Here is a 24,307-nt window from a genome sequence, read left to right as displayed (position 1 = left end):
TGTTATTGCTAGAAAAAAGAGTGTTTCCAATTCTTTTTTTGTTAAAACCTTTTCTGCGGGAAAAACTAAAAAAGCTGCACAAATAATTAGTAAGCTAAAGGAGGCATAGTTGTGGCTAAAAATAAGAAGGAAAGCAGGAAAGACGAAAGTATTTATCCGGATGGGATTGAGCGCTTTCAGGCCCAAAAAGATGAAATGATTGGCGCACCAGTACGGAAGAAGAAAAAGCAGGAGAAACAGTAGACTCAATAATTAGCAAAGGCGTCCCGTTGGGGCGCCTTTCCCCTGCAATTAGCAAAGCAGGGGAAGGTCCCCATACCTGTCCTCCACTAAGCTATGGCAAATTTCTGGTAGAAAAGTATGTAAAAAAGAACATATTCTTGATACATTAAGTAATTATCGGAAAATTGAAAGGATTAAGCATAAATTTCGTAGAATATAGAGCCAAATATGATTTTATCAAAGGAGAAGAATAGATTGAGATTGGCCAAATACCTGGCTGAATCTGGGATATCCTCCCGCAGGCAGGCGGAAAGATTAATTACCCAGGGCAAGGTCAAGGTAAACGATAAAACCATAACTGAACTGGCTTTTACTCTCAAACCTGGTGACCGGGTTGAATTTGCGGGAAAGATTATTGAGCAGACGGATAAGATATACCTATTATTGCATAAGCCTGCCGGTTATATATCCAGCCTTGCTGATCCGCAGGGAAGGCCCCGGGTTATTGATTTGCTTAGCGCTGTAAATACCCGGGTATTTCCCGTGGGCAGGTTGGACTATGATACCGAAGGCTTGCTGCTGCTAAGTAATGATGGTGAATTTAGCAACCTGATGACCCATCCCCGTTATTTAATTCCCAAAAAATATGAAGCATGGGTACAGGGTTTAGTTAAGCCTGATACTATAAGGCAATTGGAGCAAGGGGTGGCTTTGGAGGATGGTATTACTGCTCCTGCCCGGGTAAGGTTGCTAAGCAGCAAGAAAGGACAAAGTCTGTTGGAATTAGAAATTCATGAAGGGAAAAAGAGGCAGATTAAAAGAATGTGCCTGGCAGTTGGACACCGGGTAACAAAACTAAAAAGGACAGCCCTGGCCTTCTTAACTCTGGAAGGAGTGCCCCGGGGCCAGTTTCGCTTTTTGACAGCTTCGGAAGTAGAGAGTCTGATAATGCTGGCCAGGCAGTCAGGGAAATAAGCCATGAATTCATCGCACTTGGGAAAGTTTGCTGTTTTAAATAATAGGATTAAACAATTGCCACAGGGGATTAATAACTACGCAGTATTGATTTTTGCTGGAGACAATGGTGTTAGCCTGGAGAATTTTAGTTCCTATCCTCCGCTCACTTCTCGGGATATTGTCATAGGCCACCTGAAAGGTAAAAGCCCTACTGCGGCTTTACTAAATCGCTTAGGAAAGCAAGAAATAATAGTGGATGTGGGTTTATGCCATAAGGTAAATGATGATAAAATATTGCAGCGGAATATAGCCCGGGGTAGTAAGAATTTCCTCTATAATGATGCTTTGGAAAAAGCTCAGGTGGAAAAAAGCCTTGAAGTAGGACTATCAGCCTGGGAGGATGTTGCAGCGGAAAAATTTGATATAATAGGGGTAGGTGAAATTGGTATAGGTAATACCCTTTGTGCGGCAGGATTAGCGGCAATTATTACGGGATTAGAATTGGAATACCTGGTAGGCAGCGGTTCTGCCAGTGATAAAGTAATAAATAGAAAAATCGATATTCTTTCTAGAGCGATAGACCTGCGTTCTCCTGACCCCAATGATGTTATTGACTTGCTGGCTCGTTTTGGGGGTATGGAATTGGCAGCATTAACCGGTTTCATTTTAGCAGCGGTAAAAAACAAGAAGATCATAATGTTGGATGGTTATGTTACTGCGGTGGCCGCCCTTTTGGCCAGCCGGATAAATAGCCGAGTGCCCTCTTTTTTGATTGCTCCCAGTACTACCGGGGAACCTGGCCACGGGCCAGTTCTTGAGCAACTGGGTTTAAAGCCGGTTTTCGATTTTGCTCTAAATTATGGAGAAGGCTTAGTGGCTGCCATTGCCATGTTTTTGGCGGAAGTGTTATTTTCAATAGAAAATTAGTTTGTTAAGTAGCAAATACGAATGGGGGAGCAGAATTGACCAAACTGCAGATGCGAGTCCGTTTTGATTTTATGGGGAAAAGTAAATCCGGTCGTCTGTTGTGGGGAGGAAAAAGCCCGGAGCAATTGGCGGAAGAATTGCGGCAGCATAAAGCCTCACTTATTCGCAATATTCCTGTACAGGGCGTACATATAGATGACATTGATATGAGCCAGGATGTATATTCAATATATGATGAAATCACCGGTAAACAGATCTGTTTTGCCCCAGTATTTATCACCTTTACTGCCAGTTCCATGGAAGATGCCATTAGATTTACCATGAAAGAAGAATTCAGGACAGTTGAATTGATTGAACCGGAGGAAATAACCCTTTCCCGATCGGAAATAGAAAAGTTATTATTGAGGATTTCCGAAGAGCTTATAAATTACCGGGATTACATTGAAAAAAGATTGGACAACTGGAAGTAAACGAGAGGGAGGCTGACATTTTGAATAAGATTACTTTGGATTCGATAGTGGAAGCCGTTAATGAACTACCGGCCTTGCCTCATATTGTAGTCAGAATAATGCAGCTTTCTGAGGATCCCGATTCAACTGTTCAGGATATAAGTAATGTATTAAATCAGGATCAGGCTATGACAGCACGGGTTTTAAGGTTAGCAAATTCCGCTTTTTTCGGCTTTCCCCGTAGGATTTCCACGGTTACTGATGCTATTGTATTTCTGGGTTTTAAAACCATCCGCAGTATAGTTTTGGCAGTTTCCGTAAGTAATATCCTTGACCGGGAAATGGAGGGTTATGCTCTGGAGCATGGTGAATTGTGGCGGCATTCGCAGTGTTCGGCCATTGCTGCCCGCATGATAGCCAGAAAATGCAAGTTTGGCAGTCTCGACCTGGCCTATACGGCAGCTCTTTTGCATGATATTGGCAAGGTAATCCTAAATGATCACATGAAAGAAGCCTATCATGAGGTGGTGGCCCGGGTGGACGAAAATAATATCTCCTTTATGGAAGCGGAAAATGAGGTTTTTGGATTTAACCATGCCCAGGTTGGAGCCCGTGTTGCGGAAAAATGGAATCTTCCCTCGGAGTTGGTGGAAAGCATTGCTTTACATCATAATCCCCAGGATGCGGTATTAAACCAACGGCTTACTTCTATTGTTCACCTGGCTGATGCTATCTGTGTCAGTATGGGCATAGGAATCGGCATTGATGGGATGCTCTATCCTATATCGGAAGAAGCCATGAAGCTTTTGAATTTCGATGAAATCCAGGTAGAAAGAACCATATCCGAGCTGGTAGATGTCTTCTCCGACCAGCAGAGTTTTTAATAGCTGACTAGATGAGAGATTATAATAAACCAAGCGAAGGAAAAACCAAAGAGACCGAAAGCGCATGACCTGTCTCCCAACTAAAAGGTTTTAGCTGAATTTTTAGCCAGGGCTGTTACTTATATCCATTAAAAGAAAAAATGTATATATACATATAAAATGCTCCGCAGTTTCTTCCGATGCTTAAACATCTCATGCCTTAATCCTCGTGTCTCACTTATCTCATAAACGCTCATTTTTCGAAGGATCTTTACTGACATCTATTAATGTCTTGAATAAGGCAAAACCTAGAAAAAATACTTTATGGTTGATTTTACGGGTATCCTGTATTATTATTACCCAATAAGAATTCGGTTTAAGGGGAAAGTATTTGGGAAAGATTGCTGTATTCGCAGGTGGATTCGGCAGCGGCAAAAGTGAAGTAGCGATTAATTTCGCTTTAGAGGAAGCAAAAAGAGCTGCAGAGGTAGTACTGGCTGACCTGGACATGGTAAATCCGTTTTTTGCCTCCAGGGAAGTAGGACAAGTTTTAGAAAAAGCGGGAGTTAAACTCTTTGGCCCAGGCGGAGACTTGTCTTTCGGGGATGTGCCCAGTATTCCCGCAGAGATTATTGCCCTTATTCAACAGGAAAATCACTTGTTTATTGATCTTGGAGGGGATGAAGTCGGCTCTCTGGTTATGGGATACCTGAGCCGCTTTGTAAAAAGGCGGGAGGAGATCGAAGTTTTTTTAGTCTTAAACCCTTATCGCCCTTTTTCCTCTGATTTGGACGGAGTAAGCCAAGTGAAACAGTTGATTGAACTTGCTGCCCGGGTTAGAATTACCGGAATAATTAGTAATCCCAATCTAGTGGAAGAGACTAACCTGAAAACGATTATTGAGGGGCACAGGCAGGTGCAGGAATTTGCGGCTTTTCTGCAACTACCGGTAAAATTCCTATGCGTTGAGGAAAGGTTCTGGGATCAACTTCTTCCCCGTTACGGCAGTATTCTTAAAAAACTGATATTGCATTTGCGGCCTACCTGGTTGCAGGACATATAGGGGGAGGAATGTAGTATGGCCAGGGGCAGGGTTATTTTTTTTGCTGATCGCTGTAAAGCCTGTGGATTATGTGTAGAGTTTTGTCCGAAAAATATACTGGTTTTTGACGATCATACCATCAATATTTTGGGTTTTCACCCGGTAATGCTTTTGCAGCCGGATGAATGCAACGGTTGCGGGGTTTGCGGCTTAATGTGCCCGGATCTCGTCATTCAGGTAGAAAGGGAGTGATGGTATGAAAAAGGTATTGATGAAAGGAAATGAAGCACTGGCCGAAGGGGCATTAATTGCCGGTTGCCGGGGATTTTTCGGTTATCCCATCACCCCCTCCAGTGAAATTGCGGAATATATGGCCAGGAAACTGCCCAAAATCGGAGGAGCATTCATTCAGGCTGAAAGTGAACTGGCGGCTATTAACATGATTTACGGCGGATCATCGACCGGTACCCGGGTTATGACAGCTTCATCAGGTCCGGGAATCAGCTTGAAACAGGAGGGCATTTCGTTTATTTCTGAAGCCGAACTACCTTGTTTAATAGTAAATGTTTCCCGGGGTGGCCCGGGCCTGGGTGGTATACAACCTTCCCAGGCGGATTATTTCCAGGCTACTCGCGGCGGAGGACATGGAGATTATCGTATAATTGTTCTGGCCCCATCCAGCTCTCAGGAAATGATGGATCTGGCTATTCTGGCTTTCGAGCTGGCGGACAAGTACCGTACTCCGGTGATGCTAATGGCGGAAGGGACCCTGGGCAACCTTATGGAACCGGTTATTGTCCGGGAAGCGGTCACAGAATTTCCGGATAAACCCTGGGTCACTACCGGTTGTGTGGGGAGGAAACCCAATGTAATCAATACCTTGCACCTGACCCAGGAGGAGTTAGAAGGAAGAAATCGCCATCTGACGGAAAAATATAGAATGATTAGCGAGAATGAAAAGAGAGCCGAGTCTTTTTTGTTAGATGATGCGGATATAGTTGTAGTAGCTTTTGGGCTTTTAGCCCGGATAATTAAGAAATCCGTAATGGAAGCCAGAAAGAAGGGAGTCAAGGCGGGCTTGATCAGACCGGTAACGCTCTGGCCTTTCCCGGATGAGCATATACAGGCCGTTTCCAGGACAGCGCGGATTATTCTGTCGGTGGAGATCAACATGGGACAGATGGTAGAAGATATCCGCTTGGCGGCAGGGGGGAAAATCCCGGTTGAGTTTTACGGGCGCATAGGTTTCACTCCCAATCCAGAAGAGATTACCCGGCAGTTGCTGTTTATTGCGGAAAGGGAGGGATTGCTATGAAAACCGTATTTAAAAAACCAGAAAGCCTAACCGATGCCAAATTTCATTATTGTCCGGGATGTACCCATGGGATTATTCATCGTCTAATCGCTGAATGCCTGGATGAGTTGAAAATAAGAGAACAAACTATTGGTATTTGCCCGGTAGGTTGTTCGGTTCTGGCCTATGAGTATTTTAATTGCGACATGCTGGAAGCAGCCCATGGGAGGGCACCGGCAATTGCTACGGCGATAAAACGGCTTTTGCCTGACCGTTATCTGTTTACCTACCAGGGGGACGGTGACCTGGCTTCAATCGGCATGGGGGAAATCGTTCATGCCTCCTTACGGGGAGAAAAAATTACCGTTATTTTTGTAAATAATACCCTCTACGGCATGACTGGCGGGCAGATGGCTCCTACCACCCTGTTAGGACAGGTAACTACTACTTCACCCTACGGACGGAGCAAAGACTGGGAGGGCTACCCGGCAAAAATGGCCGAACTACTGGCTCAGAACGAAGGTTCCGCATATATATGCCGGACGGCGGTCAATGACCCCCCAAATGTAGTTAAAACGAAAAGGGCGATAAAAAAAGCTTTGCAGACGCAGGCTAAAGGCCTGGGTTTTTCTATGGTCGAAGTACTTTCCACCTGTCCTACCAACTGGGGGCTTAGCCCGGTGGAGGCTATGAAGTGGGTAGAGGAAAATATGATACCCTATTATCCTCTGGGGGAATTCAAGGTTAAGGAGGAAAAATAATTATGGAAAGCGAGAAACAGATTCTCTTTGCCGGTTTTGGTGGGCAGGGGGTTTTATCCATGAGCCAGTTCCTGGCTTATGCAGCCATGGGTACCGGAAAAAATGTTACCTGGGTCCCCTCTTATGGAGCGGAAATGCGCGGTGGAACCGCTAACTGTTTGGTAACCATAGCCAGTGAAGAAATCAGCTCTCCCCTGACGGAGAATCCCTCTATGGCGGTAATTATGAACAAACCATCCTTGGATCGTTTTGAAAATAAGGTTCAGCCTAACGGTATTTTATTTATCAATTCCAGCATGGTTGACCGGAAATGTCGGCGGGATGACCTTACTGTTTTGGAAGTACCGGTTAACCAACTGGCAGAAGAACTGGATAACCTGCGTGGGGCCAATATGATACTTCTGGGAGCTTACCTGGAGAAAACCCGGGTGGTGGAAGTCGAAGAGGCCCTGGAACATTTTGAACAGATTTTTTCCGGGAAAAGAGAGGAGATTATTCGAAAAAACCGCCAGGCTTTTTTAGCCGGGGTAGAATATGCCCGCAAGAACTGGTAGCTAGCAGGGATAATCTTATTAACCGGGGCATAAGATAGAAAAAAATGTCCCGGAAGTGATAGTTTGAAACGATTTGTGGAAAAGGTGGAGAAATTCCTGATACGGGCTATAATCCTGGCCGTATTGATAATAGTAGTAGTTCAAGGGGCTATGACCCAGGACTCCTGGCGTTTTTATTTGAGTCTGGGGGAGCGGATGGAAGGGCAAACCATAGAATTCCCCGTAAACAATTTCCCGGCTGACAGCCCGAAGAATTCTGCGAACCCTAATAGCCAGGCGCTAGAATCACCCCGGGCGGAAATTACCCTGCAAGTAGAAAAATTCTCTTCTTTACCCCATGCAATAATCATGGTAAATGGGGAAGAAAGGGCAAAATTTACCAATGGAGAAGTTGCCCTGGAACTAAACGCTGGTGATGTAGTTGAAATAGATACCAGTTATTATAATTTTCCCCTTAGCTTCATAGTTAAAGATTGCTCCTCGAACCTGGCCTACCCCGAAAAAGGAAAAACATTCACCAGCAACCAGAGCATAGCCATGATAGGTAAAATTATAGTAAAATAGAGAAAGGATGGACTGGGGGCCGAGACAAAGGGACGTTTCGTTTGTCTTATTAAGAGACAGAACGGGACAAAGGGAGCGGGACAAAGGGACGTTTCGTTTGTCTTATTAAGAGACAGAGCGGGACAAAGGGAGCGGGACAAAGGGACGTTTCGTTTGTCTTATTAAAATGATTCAAGCACAACTAATTTCAACGTTTTATTACTCTTATGGCTTCCACCCTGTCGGGTACTCCTGGTGTTCCCTGGCACTCAATCTCAATATATTGTTTAACCCATGATGTTTTCTGAGTGCCAGGTCGCTATTAAGGTTGCACCCTTCACCCTGTCGGGTACGCCTGATGCTCCCTGCGGTCGCTATTTAAGGTTGCGGGTACTCCTGGTGTTCCATCCTTCGGATGTCGCTATTAAGGTTGCACCCTTTGGGTACTCCTGGTGTTCCATCCTTCGGATGTCGCTATTAAGGTTGCACCCTTTGGGTACTCCTGGTGTTCCATCCTTCGGATGTCGCTATTAAGGTTGGGGGCATGGGATAATTAGTATATTAGAAAAAGGTGGGATGGCCGGTGGAAATAGGAAGCAAGATTGTATCAACCGCAGCTATTAAGATGGCTTTGACTGCTTCCCGGCAGGAGGAAACCCGCTTAAAAAAAGAGCTGCTGGAGAATTGGGAGGTCAAGGCTGTAGCGGTCGATTATGGTGGAGAATTCATAAGTTCGGTGGGCAAGATTGTTGAGCGTGCGGTAGTGGCGGCCAAAAGAGAGGGAGTAATTAAAGATGCCCATGCTGATGAAGGGGCCGTTGCCGGAGCCGCCAGGGAAGCCATTGCCCAGATTATGCCCAAGGCTCTGGGTCTGAATGTCGGGGGTAAAATTGGGGTGGCTCGTCATAAAGATCATGTCAGTGTGGCTATTTTCTTGGGAATTGGCCTGTTGCACCTGGACGAAGTGGCTATCGGCTTGGGACACCGGGCAGTAGCCTGAGTTTAAGGGAAAGGGTTTGATTATGCAGCTGAGAGGCATAAGGGGAGCTACTACTGTCAACGAGGACCGGCCTGAAGAGATATTGCGGGCAACACGGGAATTGCTGCAGCAAATGCAGAAGGAAAATGCTTTTACGGTGGAAGAGGTAGCCAGTGCCTTGTTTACAGTAACCGCTGATATCAGATCTGCATTCCCGGCAGCGGCGGCACGCGCCATCGGTTGGGATAAAGTGCCGCTCCTATGCTTCCAGGAAATTGAGGTGCCGGATTCTTTACCCCGGTGCATAAGGGTACTCTTGCATGTCAACACCGAAAAAAGCCAGCAGGAAATAAAGCATATCTACCTCAAAGCAGCCCGTTCGCTCAGAAGAGACCTGAATCGATAAGGATCCTTTTATTCACCCATAACCTTGATAATAACCCGCTTTTTGCGCTGCCCATCGAACTCGGCGTAGAAGATATCCTGCCAGGGACCGAGATCCAGGTCCCCATTAGTTATTGGTACAATAACCTGGTGGTGGAGAAGCAGGCTCTTCAAATGCGCATCACCGTTATCTTCCCCGGTACGATGATGAAAATAGTCGGGGCCAAACGGGGCCAGCGATTCCAGCATCTGGTCCATGTCCATTATGATTCCGCTTTCATTGTCGTTCACATAGACCCCGGCGGTTATATGCATAGCACTAACCAGAATCATGCCTTCCTTGATGCCGCTTTTACGGCAGGCATCCCGCACCTGCCCGGTAATGCGGATATATTCCCGGCGTTTTTGGGTGTTGAACCACAGGTATTCAGTGTGAAATTTCATGTTTATTATAACCTCCTTTGTTCTTCAAATTAATTACCCATGCCCCTATCTAAATAGCGACCTGGCACTCAAGCAGTATTCTGACAGATGTAATTAAGATGTAACTAAGTTCCGGGTGGATAAAAGAACAGTGTGAATGAAAAAACAGTGATGAAAAGTAAAATACCAGTCGTGCTTGAACCGTTGAAATAAGACAAACGAAACGTCCCTTTGTCCTGTTGCTTGAACCGTTGAAATAAGACAAACGAAACGTCCCCTTGTCCTGCCCTTGTCCTGCTCTTTAAACTATCCCGTTTCCTGGTGCCTTATAATCCAGTCGGTATAAATCCTTTCGCCGCTGCCGGAGAAGAGGCAGCTCCTGCCGCACTTGTTCCAGCCGGGAAAAGTCCAGCCGGGCATGGATGATTTCTTCACCGCTCCCAGCTTCCTGCAGTATATCCCCCCAGGGGTCAACCACCAGGGAATGTCCCCAGGCCTGATAGCTGGCGGAGGGGTTCCGGGCCGGAGAGGCGGCAACCACGAATAGCTGGTTGTCTACCGCCCGGCAGCGCATCAGGAGTTTCCAGTGGGCTGGACCGGTGGTAGTGTTGAAAGCGGCCGGAATCACCAGCAACTCTGCTCCTTCCAGGGCTGCAGCCCGGGCAAGTTCCGGGAAACGGCAATCATAGCAAATCATCAAAGCGAACAGCCGGGATTTGTAGTGGACAATAGTAATATTCTCCCCAGCATTCAATGTATCTGATTCCCGAAAGGAAATCCGGCCGGGGATATCGATATCAAAAAGATGGGCTTTGCGATGGCGTCCGATAAGTTCTCCCCGCTCGTCAAAAACAAAGCTGCTGTTATATATTTTACCCTGGCTATCCCTTTCGATTATAGAGCCACCTACAATACACAAACCATGCTTGCAAGCCGCCGCAGCTAAAAAATCCGTGCTGGGGCCGGGAAAAGGCTCGGCATAACGGGGAAAAAGCTCCGCCTGGTAAGGCGAATTAAAAACCTCGGGCAATACCACCATTTCCGCCCCTTCTCCGGCCGCAGCGGCAATCATTTCCCCCGCTTTTTTCAAATTCTCATCCTTATCGTTTCCTGTTTTCATCTGGCAGATGGAAAGGGATAAAGTCTTATCCATGGGAACACCTCCGTTGATTATATTTCCTACTGCTCCCGCAGTTTGGGCGAATTGAAGAATATTCCGCCTACCTCATGGGCTTCATTATCGTCAAAGATCATGGTTACCAGCACATCATCGCTCTCATCGGTAAACTTGGCATTATAACGCACTACCAGGTACTTCTGCTCCTTCTGGGAAGTTTTTACCGCATCCTTGAACTTTTTGGAACCGGGGACATAATCGCCTATCTTCCCCCGGATCATTTCATTGCCTTCCTTCATTTTATCCTCGCTGACCACTGCTTTGAATTGACTGTCGGTATGGGCAATATACTGTTCATAATTATCCTCATTGTAGGCCAGCAGCATTTTTTCCGTTATCTCGTCAGCATACTCCCTTACTGCCTTGCTGTCCACCTTATTCCCGCAAGCCGCCAAAGAACAAAGCATTATTACGCCTAGCACCAATAAAGCTATTTTTCTCCATAACATTAACCATCCATCCTTCCTTATTTTTTACTCTCCATCTTCTCTTATCAAAACCTCGACTTGATTTAAAACACCACCCCCAGGAGATTGGATTTTAAGCACTGTAGGAGATTAATAAAAGAGCAAAAGCTCTATAATCGAATCCAGGAGAAAGAAGGCTGCGGTTAGCGAGGCTATTAGCATATAGGCTTTTATGTTTCCATAATTCAAACCCCAGGCGATGCCGAAGCGTTTTTCCACAAACAAAGCCGGATCACGGGGATTGAAATAAAGCAGCCCTCCAATCCAGTCTTTATCATCATCCAGGGCCATGTCGTTATCCTGGCAGTAATTGACTGACCCCGTATTAAGCCTGCTCCCGCCCTGACCGGTCCATACCGCCATAAAGAGGATATCCAGCAAAACAAGAATTATGAGCAGCGGTTGGACAAATAACAAGACCGGTACATTGACCGGGATAAGCTGCAGTACGAACAGGTTTAACAGGCTAATTACCAGTAAGATAAGAATATTCAAAAAGATAATGTTGGCACCCCAGCGAAAACGGAAAATGCGGTTTCTTTCCCGGGAATCTGCTGGATTAAGTGTACTAATTTGCAGCTTTGACCATCCCACCGCCTGGTAGAGTAAAAACATGAATCCCGTAATAAAGATTTGCAGCAGAGGAAAAAGGAAGACCAGTCCCCAGGTTTTAAACACCCCTCCATCAATTTCACCTTGAGCATTCCAATGGGTAGGTACCACTATAGGCAGTTCATCATAAGCCAGATAACCCGCCAGCAGGTTAAAGCCGATAATAAACAGCGATATTATAAACCATGCTTTTGCAGGTAGAGGCCGATTACTTTTATCGCTTCTGAAACTGGTATCTACCATTACTACTTGCTTCCTGTTCAGCATGTGAGCTTCATTGGCTTTTTTAAATGCTCTAACCCTCTGGTGGCTCAGGTAGTAGAGCCAGGTGGATAAAAGCAAAAAAACAATTAGCCCACCCAATAATATAGCGTTGCTCGGAAATTTTGCCAGGGTTACGCAGAACAAGATGGTATAAAGCCCGCAAAACGACAAGTAATTTCTTATATAGGCCTTTTTGAAATCATCCAGTCTTAAATCACCAAGCAGGTTTTCCGGCAAGCGGACGCCGAAAAAAATCTCCCGGCGTACAATCTGAGGCGTGACCAGTTTTATAATAAAAAGGATAAGGATAAATACTATCACAATGGCCCAGATGATCATTTCATAGTTCATCTTTTTACTCCTTGAGAATAACTACGATATATCTCGCCTATTTCCAACAGCAACTCCTCTTCCGTCATGCCCTTGCAAAATGCCTGGGCTATCAGGGGATTAATCTCTTCCCGCAGCCTGAACTTGAAATCCTCATCCGCCATGTTTTCCAGGCTGTTTATTAACGCGCCTTTTCTTCTGTCCATAAGAATAAAGCCATCGTCCTTTAGAAGGTTGTATGCTTTATTGACGGTATGCAGGTTGATTCCGATGTCTTGAGCCAACTGGCGTACGGAGGGCAGTTCTTCCCCTTCTTTTAGTTCGCCCCTGGCAATGCCGGCAATGATCTGCTGCTTCAATTGGATATATATTGGGATATCGGATTGAAAATCAATAGCCAAGAACATTTTATCCTCCTGCTACTGCCGTAATTCGTTATCTGTTATATACAATCTATAACAACTATAATATGTTGTCAATATCTTGAGAGCAAGCCGATAAACATTTTTTCGCCTCCGGGCTTAGCCGTTCCAAATCCCCCCTTTACCGGCACATGTCCCTGCAGCATTTCGTCCTTACTTTGGCAGAGCACGATTCGACCCTGGTTGATAAAACAGATATAATCCGCCACCCGTTCCAAATCAGTAGTGATATGGGTGGAGAACAGCACGCTTTTATGCAATCTTTATGCAACAAAAAGGGGTTTTTACAGTGGAGACAAGTATTAAATGTTATCAATTATTCCAAACTGATTAAGCGTTTTTATCTTCTTTGTTGTACAATATAGCTGGAGATGATGCAATGAAACCATTTAAACTGGCTTCATGGGACAGAAAAGGAAGCTATACCCATATTAAAATAGATAGTGGAGCAGAACCTTTACTAATCGGTGAGGGGTATTGTACGATAATTGCCGGACCCTGTGCGGTGGAAAGCGAAGAAGGCTACTTGCAGATTGCTCGCTTTCTCCAGGAGGCTGGTGCTCACGCCTTGCGCGGAGGTTTGTTTAAACCTCGCACCTCCCCATATTCCTTTAAGGGCTTGGGCCGGGAAGGTCTGGAAATAATGCTGGAAGCCCGCCGTATTACGGGGCTGCCTCTAGTGACAGAGATAATGGATGTCCGGGATTTGGAGCTTCTTGGTGATAATATTGATATTTTGCAGGTGGGGAGCAGAAACATGCAAAACTATTCCCTGCTAGAAGAGCTGGGAAAATTGCATAAGCCTATACTGCTAAAACGCGGATTGTCTGCGACTATAGAAGAGTGGCTCCTGGCGGCGGAATATGTTTTGGATGGGGGAAACCCCCATGTAATTTTGTGTGAACGCGGAATCAGAACCTTTGAAAGCTATTTACGCAATACCGTTGACATAGGGGCTGTGGCCCTGCTCAAGGAGCTTTCCCATTTGCCCGTGATTGTGGATCCCAGTCATGCTACCGGGAAATGGAAAATGGTTACTCCCGTGGCCCGCGCAGCCATAGCCGCGGGGGCGGATGGTTTGATGGTAGAAGTGCACCCGGATCCAGACCGGGCTCTTTCCGATGGCAAACAGTCTTTGACCCCGGAAAATTTCCTGAAGATGTATGAACAGGTAAGCCGGATTTCTCGGCTGGTAAAAAATCTTTAAAGATTATTCGGAAAGGACGATTAATAAGACGCATCACTTATAAAATGTATTAGCAATAGTGGACGGTAAATCGAAATAGCTGGAGCGTGATTTTACAAATGAGGATTAGGGAAGCTTCCGTTGAGGATGCATCGGCGATTGCCAGAGTTGCGGTTGATACCTGGAAAACAGCTTACCGTGGTATTATTGATGACAATTATCTGAATAGTTTATCTTATGAAGAGCGGGAAAAGGGCTGGAGGCAATATCCCTTTCACGAATGTTATGTTTATGTGGCTGAAGACAACACTCAAAATATTATTGGATTTGCTGCCGCCGGTCCTGAAAGGGAATCAAACCCTATGTATCAAGGCGAACTATATGCCATCTATATCAATCAGGATTACCAAAGTAAAGGCGTTGGCAGTGCCCTTTTCCTCTCCATTTTGAAAAAGCTGGATAATACAGGCATTAATTCGTTAGTGCTTTGGGCTCTCTCTGCTAGTCCCTACCGGAAATTTTATGAAAAACACGGTGGTAAGCCGGTGCAAAGCAAACTCCTTGAAATGGAAGGTTTTGCATATCAGATAACCGCCTATGGATGGCCAGACATCAAGGTTGCAAATGTTGGAGGAATAAAGTGAGGGAAGCTGCTTTAATATTAAAATATGATTTGTTGGCTATGCGTAACAGCCTGATTCAGGGCGGACTGAAAAAAGCTATACCCGGTATAATAGGTATTCTGGTTACGCTTATGCTGGCCTTTTTTATCGGCAGTGTCGGATACAAAATGACCCGCCTTACCAGGACTATTCTGGATAGCAACCTGGAAACGATGTATGCAATCGAGTTTAACCTTATTGCCGGTGCTTCCCTGGCCATTTAATGGCTGTAGGTCTATAGATACCAGTTTCAACTGCATCTCCTGCTTCATTATCCTCTAAAAGGGACAGGAGGATAGGTCCCTTATCCCACTTAGATATTCACTGTTAAAGGAAAACAGGTCAATTCAAATTTATTGAGCTACGCAAATCACGCAAAGCATGAAATATGGGGGTCTTGATTGCCATTCGCTTACATAAGGCATTATTCTGTCTGTTATCTGGCTGACTAGGCTAGGGGAAACATCGATACCATAAATAGCCCGCAGATGTTCCTCGATGTCCCGGGTAGACATCCCTTGGAATATCAAGCTCTGTAACCCCATAATTAGTCTTAATAGATTTCTTACTGTAGCCGTTGTGGCTATTACCGGAATTATTGCCTTTAACACGGTGTTTTTCATAGCCCAGATGTTCATCCATCTAGGCTTCCAAAACTACTTGAACCGTATCCATTATACCAAATGGCAGAAGGACCTTTGGAAAGATAAAACAGTAAAAGAGATAAGCGAAGCATCGATGGAATATAAAAGGACAGATTCTATTTAATTATTTGGTTCTCGGTAGGGATATAGAAAATATTTAGAAATCCTTGGCTTCATACCAGCGCAGGGAGATAATAAGCGACAAGGCCAGCAGGAGCAGCAGCAGGCCGGCAACTGTTGCCAGCAAGACTGCAGGCTGGGAAACTGCCGTATTAATCAGGACTTGTGCCCATTCGGCCTGGTGATTGTCCATAATAAAATCTTTAATCCAAGCTGGAGCAAAGAACAGCAGCATGAAAAGCATAACCGTGGACACCCGGGCTGCCTGGTTGCTGAATATCAGGTTTACCGGCATAGCAATCGTCAGAGTTAATGCCGCCATCAGCAAAACAATAGCTGCATCCATCCCGCTCATTAGTCGTATGGATAGGGGCAGGGGCAGTAAATTTATTATGAGTCCCAGGATAGCGGCCACAGCCAGGGCCAGCAAGGTCAGGGCCAGGGCGCTCAGATATTTGGAAAGTATAATTTCTTGCCTTTTGACCGGCAAACTGTTCAAGAATATGTCAGAATTATTTTTAAATTCCGCCATCAAGGCTCCCATGATCAGGATATAGCTAGTACCGTAACCAGCCATAATGTATATAAATTTATCAAATGGTGGAACCATGGAGAAAATAATGATAATGGCCAGCAGGTAGGTCATGGCCCAAATAATCGAATTTTTTAAAACCAGCAAATCCTTCAATAGCAGTTTAAACATGATGATTCCCCCTTACATAAAAGACCATGATATCATCCAGACCCGGCGACTCCAGCAACACCCCATCGCCGAAAAACTGGCGTATACCCCGGGGATCGGCACTTAAACCCTCAAAGCTGTAGTGATTCTTGCGCAAGCCGATAAACATTCTTTCCGCCTCCGGGCTCAGCCGTTCCAAAGCCCCTTTTACCAGCACATGTCCCTGCAGTATTTCGTCTTTACTTTGGCAGAGTACGATTCGACCCTGGTTGATAAAACAGATATAATCTGCTACCCGTTCCAAATCAGTAGTGATATGGGTGGAGAACAGCACGCTTTTGTTTTCTTCCACCAGCAATTGCTGCAGGATATCCATCAACTCGCTGCGAAATACCGGATCCAGCCCGGAAGTAGGCTCATCCATAATAAGGAACTCTGCAGTATGGGAGAGGGCTATGGCCAGGCCGAATTTGGTGCGCATACCGCGGGAGAGGTTTTTCAACTTTTTGCGGGGCGGCAGGTCAAAGTCCCGTAAACGCCGCTGAAAGGCTTTCTCATCCCAATCCCGGTAAAAACGGGCCACTATACGGCGGTTGTCTTGCAGGCTCAAATCCTCATAATAATAGCTTTCGTCATATACAAAAGCGATGCGCTGTTTTATTTCCTTTTCATAGCGACGGTTATCCAGGCCAAATACCCGAATATCCCCGCCGTCACGGTGCATCAGGTTCATCAACAGTTTGATGGTGGTGGTTTTCCCTGCTCCATTGGGACCGATAAAACCCATGATGTATCCCTGGGGTAGAGAAAAGCTGACTTTATCCAGGCGAAAGCTCCCCAGGTTTTTGCTGAGTCCTTTAATCTCCAGAACATTTTCCATCTACAAATCCTCCTCGTACAATAGCTCCACGATACGCTGCAGCTCCTGCAAGCTGAGTCCCAGACTGCGGGCTTCCTGTATCATTGCCCCCAGTTTTTCCTCGATCAGGTTTACCCGCTTTTCCCGTAGCAATTCGGTATTCTGCGGGGCCACAAAAGATCCCTTGCCGGCCACGGTTTCAATGTAGCCGTCCCGCTCCAACTCCTCATAGGCCCGCCTGGTGGTAATGACACTGACCTGCAGGTCGCGGGCCAGGCTGCGAATGGATGGCAGGGGCTCCCCGGCCTTCAGTTCTTCCCGTACAATAGCCCCCCGCAATTGCTGGTAAATTTGATTATAAATCGGTTCCTCCGAGCGATTGGAAATTACAATGTTCAATTATAATCACTCCTGCAGTGCAAACTGTATATAGCATATATATACAGTATAATCTGATAATCCATTTGTCAAGAATTAAATCGTTTTGTGTTAGCCTGGATAAATATTAATATTAAGATTTTCCCGAAACTGATTAAGCGTTTTTATCTTCTTTGTTGTACAATATAGCTGGAGATGATGCAATGAAACCGTATAAACTGGCTTCATGGGACAAAAAAGGAAGCTATACCCACATTAAGATAGATACCGGAGTAGAACCTTTACTCATCGGTGAGGGCTATTGTACGATAATTGCCGGACCATGTGCGGTGGAAAGCGAAGAAGGCTACCTGCAGATTGCCCGCTTTCTCTGGGAGGCCGGGGCTCATGCCTTGCGCGGCGGTTTAAACCCCGCACCTCACCGTATTCCTTTAAGGGCCTGGGTCGGCAAGGCCTGGAAATAATGCTGGAAGCTCGCCGTATTACGGGGCTGCCCCTGGTGACAGAGATAATGGATGTCCGGGATCTGGAGCTTTTTGATGATAATATTGATATTTTGCAGGTGGGGAGCAGAAACATGCAAAACTATTCCCTGCTGGAAGAGCTGGGAAAATTGCAAAAACCTATCCTGCTCAAACGTGGATTGTCTGCAACTATAGAGGAGTGGCTACTGGCGGCGGAATATGTTCTGGACGGGGGAAACCCCAATGTAATTTTATGTGAACGGGGAATCAGAACCTTTGAAAGCTATTTGCGCAACACCGTTGACATAGGGGCAGTGGCCCTGCTCAAGGAGCTTTCCCATTTGCCTGTGCTTGTGGATCCCAGTCACGCCACCGGGAAATGGAAAATGGTTACTCCCGTAGCCCGCGCGGCCATAGCCGCAGGGGCGGATGGCCTGATGGTGGAAGTTCACCCGGATCCAGACCAGGCTCTGTCCGATGGCAAGCAGTCTTTGACCCCGGATAATTTCCTGAAGATGTATGAACAAGTAATCCGGATTTCCCGGCTGGTAAAGAACTTCTAAGATTTCATCAAAGCTTAAAAATACCAGTATTATTTAACCCCGACCTTAGGTCGGGGTTTATACTTTCCTTAATCTTCCCATCTTACTCTTGTGGTTACCTTTGAGCCGGAACTGAAATCAGGATAAACATGTTGTAATCAGCCCCAGCGTCTCCGCCGCTACCATAGGTTATGCCGATATTCTGGAAGATAATTCGCATTTTACAGTTCTTATTTTCAACATCCAGGGTCAAATCTTCAGCATCCAGAGCTTCCTTGGGACGGTTACTGATACCGGTAATAGAAACAGCAAAATCATATAAACCGGTGGATATCAGTTTATCACCCGCAGCATTCTGAACTGATACCCGGGTTTCCTTTGTTGACACGGGGTCAAGTATGAGTTTATATGAGACTCCGTGCACCTCAAAGTTATAAGTCATGATTTCTTTAGGGTCCATCCCTCTGTAAGTGCCGGCCTGGAGCAGAACATCATAGCCCTCAATGTTAATTGGTTTCTGCATATCTAAATGGGCGAAGAAGTTGTTCTGGTTGTCCCCAAGATATTTATAAGCGGGCTCAAAACCCAGGGTTTTCTCCATATCTCTACTGGTTTCAAAATCAGCCGGAAGCCAGGCAACCTCTTTAAGATAGCCTCGCCTTTCCAGGTAGTTTAAGATACTGGTGGTCTCCAGTCGTAAGGTCATATCAGCGTCAGTCTCAGGGTTAATCTTTCCATTCACTAATACGCCCTCTGTCTGCAGGTAGTTTTCTAACCGGCTTATCTGGCTATTACGTGATACTGTGAAAGCATCCACCGGCGGAAGAATCGAAAATATAGCAAAACCCGCTGCCAGGAGGGCAATGAGACCATTTTTCTTGACCGGCGTAAAGGATAGTACTATACCAATTACAATAGAAAAAATACCAAACAAAGCAATATAGTAGCGGGATTCCGTGACACCATAAGCACTTAGTCGTATATATACGGAAATAAGCTGCATAACTACAATGGGGATTAATACCTTGGGGAAGATACGCTGATAAAGGACAGCAAAGCGGTTTTCCAGCCCGCTGGCTAGAATATAAATGATGAGTCCGGCGGCAGAATAAGCCAAAATCATTGGTCCCAGCTGACCGGAGGGCCAGTTCATGGTAATCCCGATTTTGACGAAGTAAGCCAGCAGAACCAGCGTATACCCAGCAACCAATGGAACAGCTATGTAGGAAATCAGTATCTCCAGAAAGTTAGGGCACTGGCTCGCCTCCTGGGCATAAGTCTGATCGAATTCCGTTTCCGAATTGAAACGGGGTAGGAGTGAAAGATAATAAGTGGTTGCGAAAAGAATCCAAACGATGGCCATCATATAGCCATAAGCATCACTGTTAATTCTAAAGAGCAGGATATCGACAGCCCCAATAATCGATGCCAGGCCAGCCGCAAGTACTCCAGCATAGAGAATCGATGTTAAGGCCGATTTAAAGTGAATCAAGGCTACGCTGTTAAAATCAAATTTACCCTGGTAAGATGGTAACCAGATGAAAGCACAAAACATGGAGATTACCGCCACCGATGTCCGGGCGCCTACCCCATAATCTATGGTTGGTGCCGGGGAAATGATAAAATAATAGCCCAGGGTAAGGAGGGCGGATAATGCATATAGCGCCCAACGCAGCCTGGCCAGGCGTGGAAAACGTTCACAGGCAAACTGGGCGCTAACCCCTATGAAAGACCCCAGCAGAAAGACAAACATCAGCTTTTGAACGATTAAATCGGGGCTTTTATGCAGAGAAATCATGTAACAGGTCAAGGTGGTACAACAAATCAAAAAGAATATGGTTAACGGAAAACGTAAAACTGCTTTGGATAGTCCCTGAATAAGCTTGAGGATCGCTTTGCTAAAACGTTTCATGTTATCTTTGCCTCCTAATTTAAATACAATTCAATATTACTATATTCGTTGTTTCTTTTTGAATGGCAAAGATAGACAGTGACAAATTTATTAAGACCAATGCCATTGTCTGAATTTACAACCTACCCCAGCATATATGAATAAAAAAATGATATGTATAATAATTCCTCGCAGCAAAAGGTGAGCGTCCTGAATTACATAGCAAAATCCGAATGCATAACAACCTGGTATTCACCCTTGGTATTCAATAGCATATGTCAGATAATAGCCGTGCTCCCACTCATTCATTTTAACCTCCATCTCGCCACAAAAGCGGAGATAAATAGTAACCTCCCGTCCGGATTTCTCTCCTTACTATAATGACATAGTTCAAGACGGCGGTTCCATTTAAGTAGCTAACAAAACGCGAGAGATTCTTACATTTTTGTAAGCTAGAAACGGGCCGGTCGCTATTAAAAACGCACCCTGGGGGCACTCCTGATGCTCCCTACGGTTGCTTTTAAGGATGCTGAGCGGTATATTTATGCAAGCTAATGCATATTTATAACATTTTTGCGTATAATCAATATTCTATATCTTAGTGGACTGAAAAATCAATGATACAATAAAATCAACTGAGTTAGCCCGTTTTCAACATGCTTAAAAACAGGAGGATAGCAATGTTTAAAATCATGGGTCGTGGAAGATGACCCCAAGTTAAGGGAGATTGTTATTAGAAAATATCCAAAAATGGGGATTGGAAGGAGTGGCGGTTAATGATTTTACTGCTGTCCTCAGTGAGTTTTTGCAGTTTGAGCCCCATCTCCATGGCCAGGGGCCAAAACCAGCGATGAAAAACAGGAAGAATTCTATTTTGTATTAAAGCTCTAAAACAAACCTGCCGCATGCATTTTACCATATACATACCTGGGTAAGTGGACAAAATTCAGATGGGGACAGGTGGATAGGTTCGGAGATTTGCAAGGAAGTTGTGCCAATGTTTGCTCAAGTATTGAGACAAAGAGTATGAAAGAAGGATATTTAATGTTAATACTTAAGAATTGCAAAAAAACTATTTTTAGTACATTGATAATAGTTATTTTATTATGTTGCAGCAGTCAGGCAGGAGCGGCACAGGAGGAGGATTATTCCTATACTGTAACAGATGGCAAAGCCACGATTACGAATTACTCCGGATCTGGAGGAGATGTTACCATACCAAGTACATTGGGTGGAGCTACTGTAACAAATATAGGCCAATATGCTTTTCAGTGTTGCTACAGCTTAACCAGTGTAACCATACCACAGGGAGTAACGAGTATAGGCCAGAATGCTTTTGAAAGGTGCTCAAACTTAACTAGTATAACCATTCCGCAAAGTGTAACGAGTATCGGTCGAACGGCATTTTTGCTTTGTTCGGGCTTAACCAGTATAACTATACCGCAAGGAGTAACAAGTATAGAACAAACAGCTTTTTCGCTTTGTTCAGGTTTAAAAAGTATAACCATTCCAAAAAGCGTAATGAGTATAGGTGATGGTGCTTTTTTCGGTTGCAGATGCTTGAACAGCATCAATGTAGATATAAATAATTCGGAATACACAAGTTTAGACGGTGTGCTTTTTAATAAAGCAAAGACTATTTTAGTAGCATGTCCTGGTGCCCGGTCAAGTATCAATATTCCGCCAGAAGTAACCAGTATCGGCTACGGTGCTTTTTCTTATTGTTCAGGCTTGACCAGTATAAACATACCACAGGGAGTTATCAGTATCGGTCCCTATGCTTTTTACAGTTGCAGAGGCTTAAAAAGTATAACTATTCCCCCAAATGTGAATACGATAAGCGATTCAGCTTTCTCCTATTGTACGGAGTTAACCGATATAGACCTTCCGCAAAGAGTAACAAGTATTGGCCAATATGCTTTTGAAAGTTGTTCAGCCCTAACCAGCATAACTATTCCTCCAGAAATAACGAGTATCGGTAGACAGGCTTTTCGTGTTTGCACAGGCTTGACCAGTATAACCATTCCTCAAAGGGTAACAAGTATCGGCGAAGGGGCTTTTTATTGGTGTACAGCCTTAACTAGTATGACATTTGAATCAGCAACAACAGAAATATATGATAGTCCCGATACAATTCCCGCTGGAACAAAGATTATTGGCTTTGACCCATCTAAAGCAAAAGACTATGCCACAAAATATAATAGAACATTCCAAATCAATTCAGTCATTACCTTTACTGATCCTAATCTTGAAGCAGTTGTTAGGGAAGAAATAAACAAACCCGAAGGCCCAATAATCGAAACCGATGTTGAAAGCATTTATGAGTTGTCCATATTTAGCCGGGGAATCACCAGCCTGGAGGGAATCCAGAATCTTAAGAACCTTAAAGGTCTGTATGCTTGGGACAACCTCATTACAGATATCAGCCCTTTACAAGAACTCACCCAGCTACAATGGCTGGACCTGGACGAGGTTAAATTAAAAGATTTTAGTCCACTGCAATACCTGGTTAATTTAGAAGAGTTGTCACTGGCCTTTAACGATATAACAACACAGCTGGACGGCATACTTGGAAACCTGTCCAAGTTGCTTTCATTAAATTTAAAAAATAATAAACTGGGGGAAACAGCAGTAACCGCTGATAACATCCGGCACCTTTATGTTGTGAACGACCCAAATAATCTGATAAATGAGCTGGGTAAACTCGGTAATTTGACCGAACTCAATATTTCCAATAATAAAATCACAAGCATTGAAGGGTTGCAAAGCCTGAAGCAATTAAGCTCTCTGGAGATTTCAAACAACCAGATTAATGATCTGACCCCCTTGCAAGACCTTTCTGTTTTGCAAAGCCTTAATATATCCGGCAACATGGTCAGCGATATCAATCCACTGCAAACGCTGAACAATATATCTGAGCTCGATCTTTCATCCAACCAGATAACGGATCTCAGACCGTTAAGTAACTTGACCAAACTCAGTAGTATTAACCTGTCAAATAACCGGATCAATAATATTGAAGCTTTGAGCAGTCTTAATACCGTATCAACCATCTATCTTGCCGGTAATCAAATAGCAGACTACAGCGTTGTTGAGAGCTTGCCCAATGTTGAGCAATTCACTTCTGATGCGGCAACACTGAACACCACAGGCTGGTATACTCAAACCGGCGTAGCCAGTGATAAGACCTGGCAGGTTAAATTCAATGCCCCCTTAAAAATAGATACGGTAAACGACGATTTCGTATTTGTTAAAGACCAGGAGGGGAAACGGTGCCCGGTTGAGGTTGGCATGGGTAGTGATAATTGCACTATTAGTGTAAAAGCACCGGCAGCAGGGTACCTACCGGGCCAAAGTTATTTTTTATATATCAGTAACAAGGTGCAATCCCAAAGTGGTAAAAACCTGAACAGCCCATTGAAAATGCAATTTATTATTACTGGGAATAATACCGCCAATCAATCTTTGGAAGCTGCACACAAAATGCAGGGAGCCTTGGATAATATTTTCCTGATAAAGGACATGGTTTCATTTTGTTACGGTCTCAATAGTCTGGTAGACCGTATTGAGGATGATGTCGCTTACTTGAAGCAACTGCCCGAAGATCACTTTATTGCCGAAGAGATGGATAAAGCATATTCATATGCAGACTGGAGGCATAATGCTCAGCCTATATGGGGGACCGATTCGATTCTTTCAACATATAATGACCTGTTTGGCAAAACCAACCGCTTGGTAGATGCCAGTAAATTCCTTCAGGATCTAAATGCTCTGATCAAGGATATAAGCATTGCCGTATATACCAAGGATTGCAGCTGGTGGATAACGCAACCCTTAAGACCAATAAACGAGGTTGGTGCGGTACTGGCTTTTATAGTCGACTGGAACAAAATCAAAGACGGCAAGGTGGTTTTGGGAAATGACTTGAAGATCGGGGGCAACAATGTATTCAAGGTTGGTGAAAACGACAACCGCCTGTCACTCACTATGCTACATAAAGCAAAATGGGAGTGGAAATACCTGCTCGGCACCCCCAGACAGGTAATTCCGGTGGCGCAGAGTGAGCAAGCCCGCTGGTTTTCTGCAGATCCAACTGTAGCTACGGTGTATAAAGGGATAATTACCGGGCATAAACCCGGCAAGACTACAATTTCTGTAAGGTACTATAACAAAAAGGCAACCTGGGAGATAACCGTAAAATAAGATGGT

At 44.8% G+C, this 24,307-nt stretch carries 30 protein-coding genes and 1 pseudogene; 20 read left to right on the top strand and 11 right to left on the bottom strand.

Annotated elements, in window-relative coordinates; all coding sequences use genetic code 11:
* Positions 1 to 111 precede the first annotated feature (111 nt).
* The 13 genes from SWOL_RS15080 to aroH all read left to right on the top strand — a co-directional run bounded on the left by SWOL_RS15080 (position 112) and on the right by aroH (position 8,997).
* On the top strand, positions 112 to 243 hold the full coding sequence (locus tag SWOL_RS15080) for a hypothetical protein (RefSeq protein ID WP_268873631.1): 132 nt from the start codon (positions 112 to 114) through the stop codon (positions 241 to 243).
* A 207-nt stretch (positions 244 to 450) separates the two neighbouring features.
* The gene (locus SWOL_RS07280) at positions 451 to 1,197 is read left to right on the top strand and encodes a pseudouridine synthase (RefSeq protein WP_041427467.1); all 747 of its coding nucleotides are present in this window, start codon (positions 451 to 453) and stop codon (positions 1,195 to 1,197) included.
* 3 nt (positions 1,198 to 1,200) lie between these two features.
* Positions 1,201 to 2,106: a nicotinate-nucleotide--dimethylbenzimidazole phosphoribosyltransferase gene (locus SWOL_RS07275; RefSeq protein ID WP_011640811.1), complete on the top strand. Its 906-nt coding sequence runs from the start codon at positions 1,201 to 1,203 to the stop codon at positions 2,104 to 2,106.
* Between the two features lie 35 nt (positions 2,107 to 2,141).
* Positions 2,142 to 2,576, top strand: coding sequence for a hypothetical protein (locus tag SWOL_RS07270; protein WP_011640810.1), 435 nt, complete (start codon positions 2,142 to 2,144; stop codon positions 2,574 to 2,576).
* 20 nt (positions 2,577 to 2,596) lie between these two features.
* Positions 2,597 to 3,439 carry an HDOD domain-containing protein gene (locus tag SWOL_RS07265; RefSeq protein ID WP_011640809.1) on the top strand — a complete coding sequence of 281 codons (843 nt, stop codon included), beginning with the start codon at positions 2,597 to 2,599 and terminating at the stop codon, positions 3,437 to 3,439.
* Positions 3,440 to 3,809: 370 nt separating this feature from the next.
* Positions 3,810 to 4,481 carry a hypothetical protein gene (locus SWOL_RS07260; protein WP_011640808.1) on the top strand — a complete coding sequence of 224 codons (672 nt, stop codon included), beginning with the start codon at positions 3,810 to 3,812 and terminating at the stop codon, positions 4,479 to 4,481.
* A gap of 15 nt (positions 4,482 to 4,496) precedes the next feature.
* Positions 4,497 to 4,712 (top strand): 4Fe-4S binding protein, encoded by a 216-nt coding sequence (locus tag SWOL_RS07255; protein WP_011640807.1) that lies wholly within the window; start codon positions 4,497 to 4,499, stop codon positions 4,710 to 4,712.
* Positions 4,713 to 4,716: 4 nt separating this feature from the next.
* Entirely contained in the window at positions 4,717 to 5,775 is a 1,059-nt protein-coding gene (locus SWOL_RS07250; protein WP_011640806.1) for a 3-methyl-2-oxobutanoate dehydrogenase subunit VorB, read from the top strand.
* Entirely contained in the window at positions 5,772 to 6,515 is a 744-nt protein-coding gene (locus tag SWOL_RS07245; RefSeq protein WP_011640805.1) for a thiamine pyrophosphate-dependent enzyme, read from the top strand. The genes SWOL_RS07250 and SWOL_RS07245 overlap by 4 nt, the downstream gene beginning before the upstream one ends.
* A 2-nt stretch (positions 6,516 to 6,517) precedes the next feature.
* Positions 6,518 to 7,069, top strand: a complete 552-nt coding sequence (locus SWOL_RS07240; RefSeq protein ID WP_011640804.1) for a 2-oxoacid:acceptor oxidoreductase family protein — start codon at positions 6,518 to 6,520, stop codon at positions 7,067 to 7,069.
* A gap of 63 nt (positions 7,070 to 7,132) precedes the next feature.
* Positions 7,133 to 7,633, top strand: coding sequence for a hypothetical protein (locus SWOL_RS07235; RefSeq protein WP_011640803.1), 501 nt, complete (start codon positions 7,133 to 7,135; stop codon positions 7,631 to 7,633).
* Positions 7,634 to 8,195: 562 nt separating this feature from the next.
* Entirely contained in the window at positions 8,196 to 8,612 is a 417-nt protein-coding gene (locus SWOL_RS07230) for a HutP family protein (RefSeq protein WP_011640802.1), read from the top strand.
* Positions 8,613 to 8,634: 22 nt separating this feature from the next.
* Entirely contained in the window at positions 8,635 to 8,997 is a 363-nt protein-coding gene (gene aroH, locus SWOL_RS07225; protein WP_011640801.1) for a chorismate mutase, read from the top strand.
* Between the two features lie 8 nt (positions 8,998 to 9,005).
* Here the strand turns inward: aroH and SWOL_RS07220 are convergent, their stop codons facing one another.
* The 6 genes from SWOL_RS07220 to SWOL_RS07195 form a co-directional block, all read right to left on the bottom strand.
* On the bottom strand, positions 9,006 to 9,419 hold the full coding sequence (locus tag SWOL_RS07220) for a secondary thiamine-phosphate synthase enzyme YjbQ (RefSeq protein ID WP_011640800.1): 414 nt from the start codon (positions 9,417 to 9,419) through the stop codon (positions 9,006 to 9,008).
* A 280-nt stretch (positions 9,420 to 9,699) separates the two neighbouring features.
* On the bottom strand, positions 9,700 to 10,551 hold the full coding sequence (locus SWOL_RS07215) for a carbon-nitrogen hydrolase family protein (protein ID WP_011640799.1): 852 nt from the start codon (positions 10,549 to 10,551) through the stop codon (positions 9,700 to 9,702).
* Between the two features lie 26 nt (positions 10,552 to 10,577).
* Entirely contained in the window at positions 10,578 to 11,024 is a 447-nt protein-coding gene (locus SWOL_RS07210) for a DUF3887 domain-containing protein (RefSeq protein ID WP_011640798.1), read from the bottom strand.
* Between the two features lie 108 nt (positions 11,025 to 11,132).
* The gene (locus tag SWOL_RS07205) at positions 11,133 to 12,269 is read right to left on the bottom strand and encodes a DUF1648 domain-containing protein (protein WP_011640797.1); all 1,137 of its coding nucleotides are present in this window, start codon (positions 12,267 to 12,269) and stop codon (positions 11,133 to 11,135) included.
* Entirely contained in the window at positions 12,266 to 12,655 is a 390-nt protein-coding gene (locus SWOL_RS07200) for a GntR family transcriptional regulator (protein WP_011640796.1), read from the bottom strand. Before SWOL_RS07200 ends, SWOL_RS07205 begins: the two co-directional genes overlap by 4 nt.
* Before the next feature lie 68 nt (positions 12,656 to 12,723).
* Entirely contained in the window at positions 12,724 to 12,930 is a 207-nt protein-coding gene (locus SWOL_RS07195) for an ABC transporter ATP-binding protein (RefSeq protein ID WP_011640795.1), read from the bottom strand.
* Positions 12,931 to 13,049: 119 nt separating this feature from the next.
* On the opposite strand from SWOL_RS07195, the gene aroF (SWOL_RS07190) reads away from it, so the two are divergent.
* From aroF (SWOL_RS07190) to SWOL_RS07180, 3 genes are all read left to right on the top strand, one after another.
* Positions 13,050 to 13,877, top strand: a complete 828-nt coding sequence (gene aroF, locus SWOL_RS07190) for a 3-deoxy-7-phosphoheptulonate synthase (protein ID WP_011640794.1) — start codon at positions 13,050 to 13,052, stop codon at positions 13,875 to 13,877.
* A gap of 98 nt (positions 13,878 to 13,975) precedes the next feature.
* Positions 13,976 to 14,500 carry a GNAT family N-acetyltransferase gene (locus tag SWOL_RS07185; protein WP_011640793.1) on the top strand — a complete coding sequence of 175 codons (525 nt, stop codon included), beginning with the start codon at positions 13,976 to 13,978 and terminating at the stop codon, positions 14,498 to 14,500.
* Positions 14,497 to 14,742, top strand: coding sequence for a hypothetical protein (locus SWOL_RS07180; RefSeq protein ID WP_011640792.1), 246 nt, complete (start codon positions 14,497 to 14,499; stop codon positions 14,740 to 14,742). Before SWOL_RS07185 ends, SWOL_RS07180 begins: the two co-directional genes overlap by 4 nt.
* A gap of 129 nt (positions 14,743 to 14,871) precedes the next feature.
* Here the strand turns inward: SWOL_RS07180 and SWOL_RS13995 are convergent.
* The 4 genes and pseudogenes from SWOL_RS13995 to SWOL_RS07160 all read right to left on the bottom strand — a co-directional run bounded on the left by SWOL_RS13995 (position 14,872) and on the right by SWOL_RS07160 (position 17,222).
* Positions 14,872 to 15,160, bottom strand: a pseudogene (locus tag SWOL_RS13995) (transposase).
* A gap of 159 nt (positions 15,161 to 15,319) precedes the next feature.
* Positions 15,320 to 15,985 (bottom strand): ABC-2 transporter permease, encoded by a 666-nt coding sequence (locus SWOL_RS07170; protein ID WP_011640790.1) that lies wholly within the window; start codon positions 15,983 to 15,985, stop codon positions 15,320 to 15,322.
* Complete coding sequence (locus SWOL_RS07165) at positions 15,978 to 16,844, bottom strand: ABC transporter ATP-binding protein (protein WP_011640789.1); 867 nt, start codon at positions 16,842 to 16,844, stop codon at positions 15,978 to 15,980. The genes SWOL_RS07170 and SWOL_RS07165 overlap by 8 nt, the downstream gene beginning before the upstream one ends.
* Positions 16,845 to 17,222: a GntR family transcriptional regulator gene (locus SWOL_RS07160; protein WP_011640788.1), complete on the bottom strand. Its 378-nt coding sequence runs from the start codon at positions 17,220 to 17,222 to the stop codon at positions 16,845 to 16,847.
* Between the two features lie 182 nt (positions 17,223 to 17,404).
* Between SWOL_RS07160 and SWOL_RS15300 the strand changes: the two genes are divergently transcribed.
* Together SWOL_RS15300 and aroF (SWOL_RS07155) are read left to right on the top strand one after the other, a co-directional pair.
* Complete coding sequence (locus tag SWOL_RS15300; RefSeq protein WP_423218525.1) at positions 17,405 to 17,665, top strand: hypothetical protein; 261 nt, start codon at positions 17,405 to 17,407, stop codon at positions 17,663 to 17,665.
* Complete coding sequence (gene aroF, locus SWOL_RS07155; RefSeq protein WP_423218535.1) at positions 17,572 to 18,228, top strand: 3-deoxy-7-phosphoheptulonate synthase; 657 nt, start codon at positions 17,572 to 17,574, stop codon at positions 18,226 to 18,228. The genes SWOL_RS15300 and aroF (SWOL_RS07155) overlap by 94 nt, the downstream gene beginning before the upstream one ends.
* Positions 18,229 to 18,322: 94 nt before the next feature.
* Here aroF (SWOL_RS07155) and SWOL_RS07150 read toward each other — a convergent pair whose 3' ends face one another.
* Entirely contained in the window at positions 18,323 to 20,119 is a 1,797-nt protein-coding gene (locus SWOL_RS07150; RefSeq protein WP_011640786.1) for a DUF4153 domain-containing protein, read from the bottom strand.
* A 706-nt stretch (positions 20,120 to 20,825) separates the two neighbouring features.
* Between SWOL_RS07150 and SWOL_RS14330 the strand changes: the two genes are divergently transcribed.
* Together SWOL_RS14330 and SWOL_RS13575 are read left to right on the top strand one after the other, a co-directional pair.
* Complete coding sequence (locus SWOL_RS14330; RefSeq protein WP_155814165.1) at positions 20,826 to 20,981, top strand: response regulator; 156 nt, start codon at positions 20,826 to 20,828, stop codon at positions 20,979 to 20,981.
* Positions 20,982 to 21,142: 161 nt separating this feature from the next.
* Positions 21,143 to 24,301, top strand: a complete 3,159-nt coding sequence (locus tag SWOL_RS13575) for a leucine-rich repeat protein (protein ID WP_011640785.1) — start codon at positions 21,143 to 21,145, stop codon at positions 24,299 to 24,301.
* Positions 24,302 to 24,307: the final 6 nt, after the last annotated feature.

The sequence above is a fragment of the Syntrophomonas wolfei subsp. wolfei str. Goettingen G311 genome, from assembly GCF_000014725.1.
Taxonomy (GTDB): Bacteria; Bacillota; Syntrophomonadia; order Syntrophomonadales; family Syntrophomonadaceae; genus Syntrophomonas; species Syntrophomonas wolfei.
The sequence above is the reverse complement of the archived record's forward strand: the minus strand, read 5'-3'. Positions and strand labels throughout refer to the sequence as shown.

Excerpts from the sequence above, each read along its gene's own strand:
- aroF (WP_011640794.1), top strand. The coding sequence starts at position 13,050 with ATGAAACCATTTAAACTGGCTTCATGGGACAGAAAAGGAAGCTATACC.
- SWOL_RS07220 (WP_011640800.1), bottom strand. The coding sequence starts at position 9,419 with ATGAAATTTCACACTGAATACCTGTGGTTCAACACCCAAAAACGCCGG.
- SWOL_RS07280 (WP_041427467.1), top strand. The coding sequence starts at position 451 with ATGATTTTATCAAAGGAGAAGAATAGATTGAGATTGGCCAAATACCTG.
- SWOL_RS07215 (WP_011640799.1), bottom strand. The coding sequence starts at position 10,551 with ATGGATAAGACTTTATCCCTTTCCATCTGCCAGATGAAAACAGGAAAC.
- SWOL_RS07245 (WP_011640805.1), top strand. The coding sequence starts at position 5,772 with ATGAAAACCGTATTTAAAAAACCAGAAAGCCTAACCGATGCCAAATTT.
- aroH (WP_011640801.1), top strand. The coding sequence starts at position 8,635 with ATGCAGCTGAGAGGCATAAGGGGAGCTACTACTGTCAACGAGGACCGG.
- SWOL_RS15300 (WP_423218525.1), top strand. The coding sequence starts at position 17,405 with ATGAAACCGTATAAACTGGCTTCATGGGACAAAAAAGGAAGCTATACC.
- SWOL_RS13575 (WP_011640785.1), top strand. The coding sequence starts at position 21,143 with ATGTTAATACTTAAGAATTGCAAAAAAACTATTTTTAGTACATTGATA.
- SWOL_RS07275 (WP_011640811.1), top strand. The coding sequence starts at position 1,201 with ATGAATTCATCGCACTTGGGAAAGTTTGCTGTTTTAAATAATAGGATT.
- SWOL_RS07170 (WP_011640790.1), bottom strand. The coding sequence starts at position 15,985 with ATGTTTAAACTGCTATTGAAGGATTTGCTGGTTTTAAAAAATTCGATT.
- SWOL_RS07200 (WP_011640796.1), bottom strand. The coding sequence starts at position 12,655 with ATGTTCTTGGCTATTGATTTTCAATCCGATATCCCAATATATATCCAA.
- SWOL_RS07250 (WP_011640806.1), top strand. The coding sequence starts at position 4,717 with ATGAAAAAGGTATTGATGAAAGGAAATGAAGCACTGGCCGAAGGGGCA.
- SWOL_RS07165 (WP_011640789.1), bottom strand. The coding sequence starts at position 16,844 with ATGGAAAATGTTCTGGAGATTAAAGGACTCAGCAAAAACCTGGGGAGC.
- SWOL_RS07240 (WP_011640804.1), top strand. The coding sequence starts at position 6,518 with ATGGAAAGCGAGAAACAGATTCTCTTTGCCGGTTTTGGTGGGCAGGGG.
- SWOL_RS07210 (WP_011640798.1), bottom strand. The coding sequence starts at position 11,024 with ATGTTATGGAGAAAAATAGCTTTATTGGTGCTAGGCGTAATAATGCTT.
- SWOL_RS07205 (WP_011640797.1), bottom strand. The coding sequence starts at position 12,269 with ATGAACTATGAAATGATCATCTGGGCCATTGTGATAGTATTTATCCTT.
- SWOL_RS07255 (WP_011640807.1), top strand. The coding sequence starts at position 4,497 with ATGGCCAGGGGCAGGGTTATTTTTTTTGCTGATCGCTGTAAAGCCTGT.
- SWOL_RS07150 (WP_011640786.1), bottom strand. The coding sequence starts at position 20,119 with ATGAAACGTTTTAGCAAAGCGATCCTCAAGCTTATTCAGGGACTATCC.
- SWOL_RS07185 (WP_011640793.1), top strand. The coding sequence starts at position 13,976 with ATGAGGATTAGGGAAGCTTCCGTTGAGGATGCATCGGCGATTGCCAGA.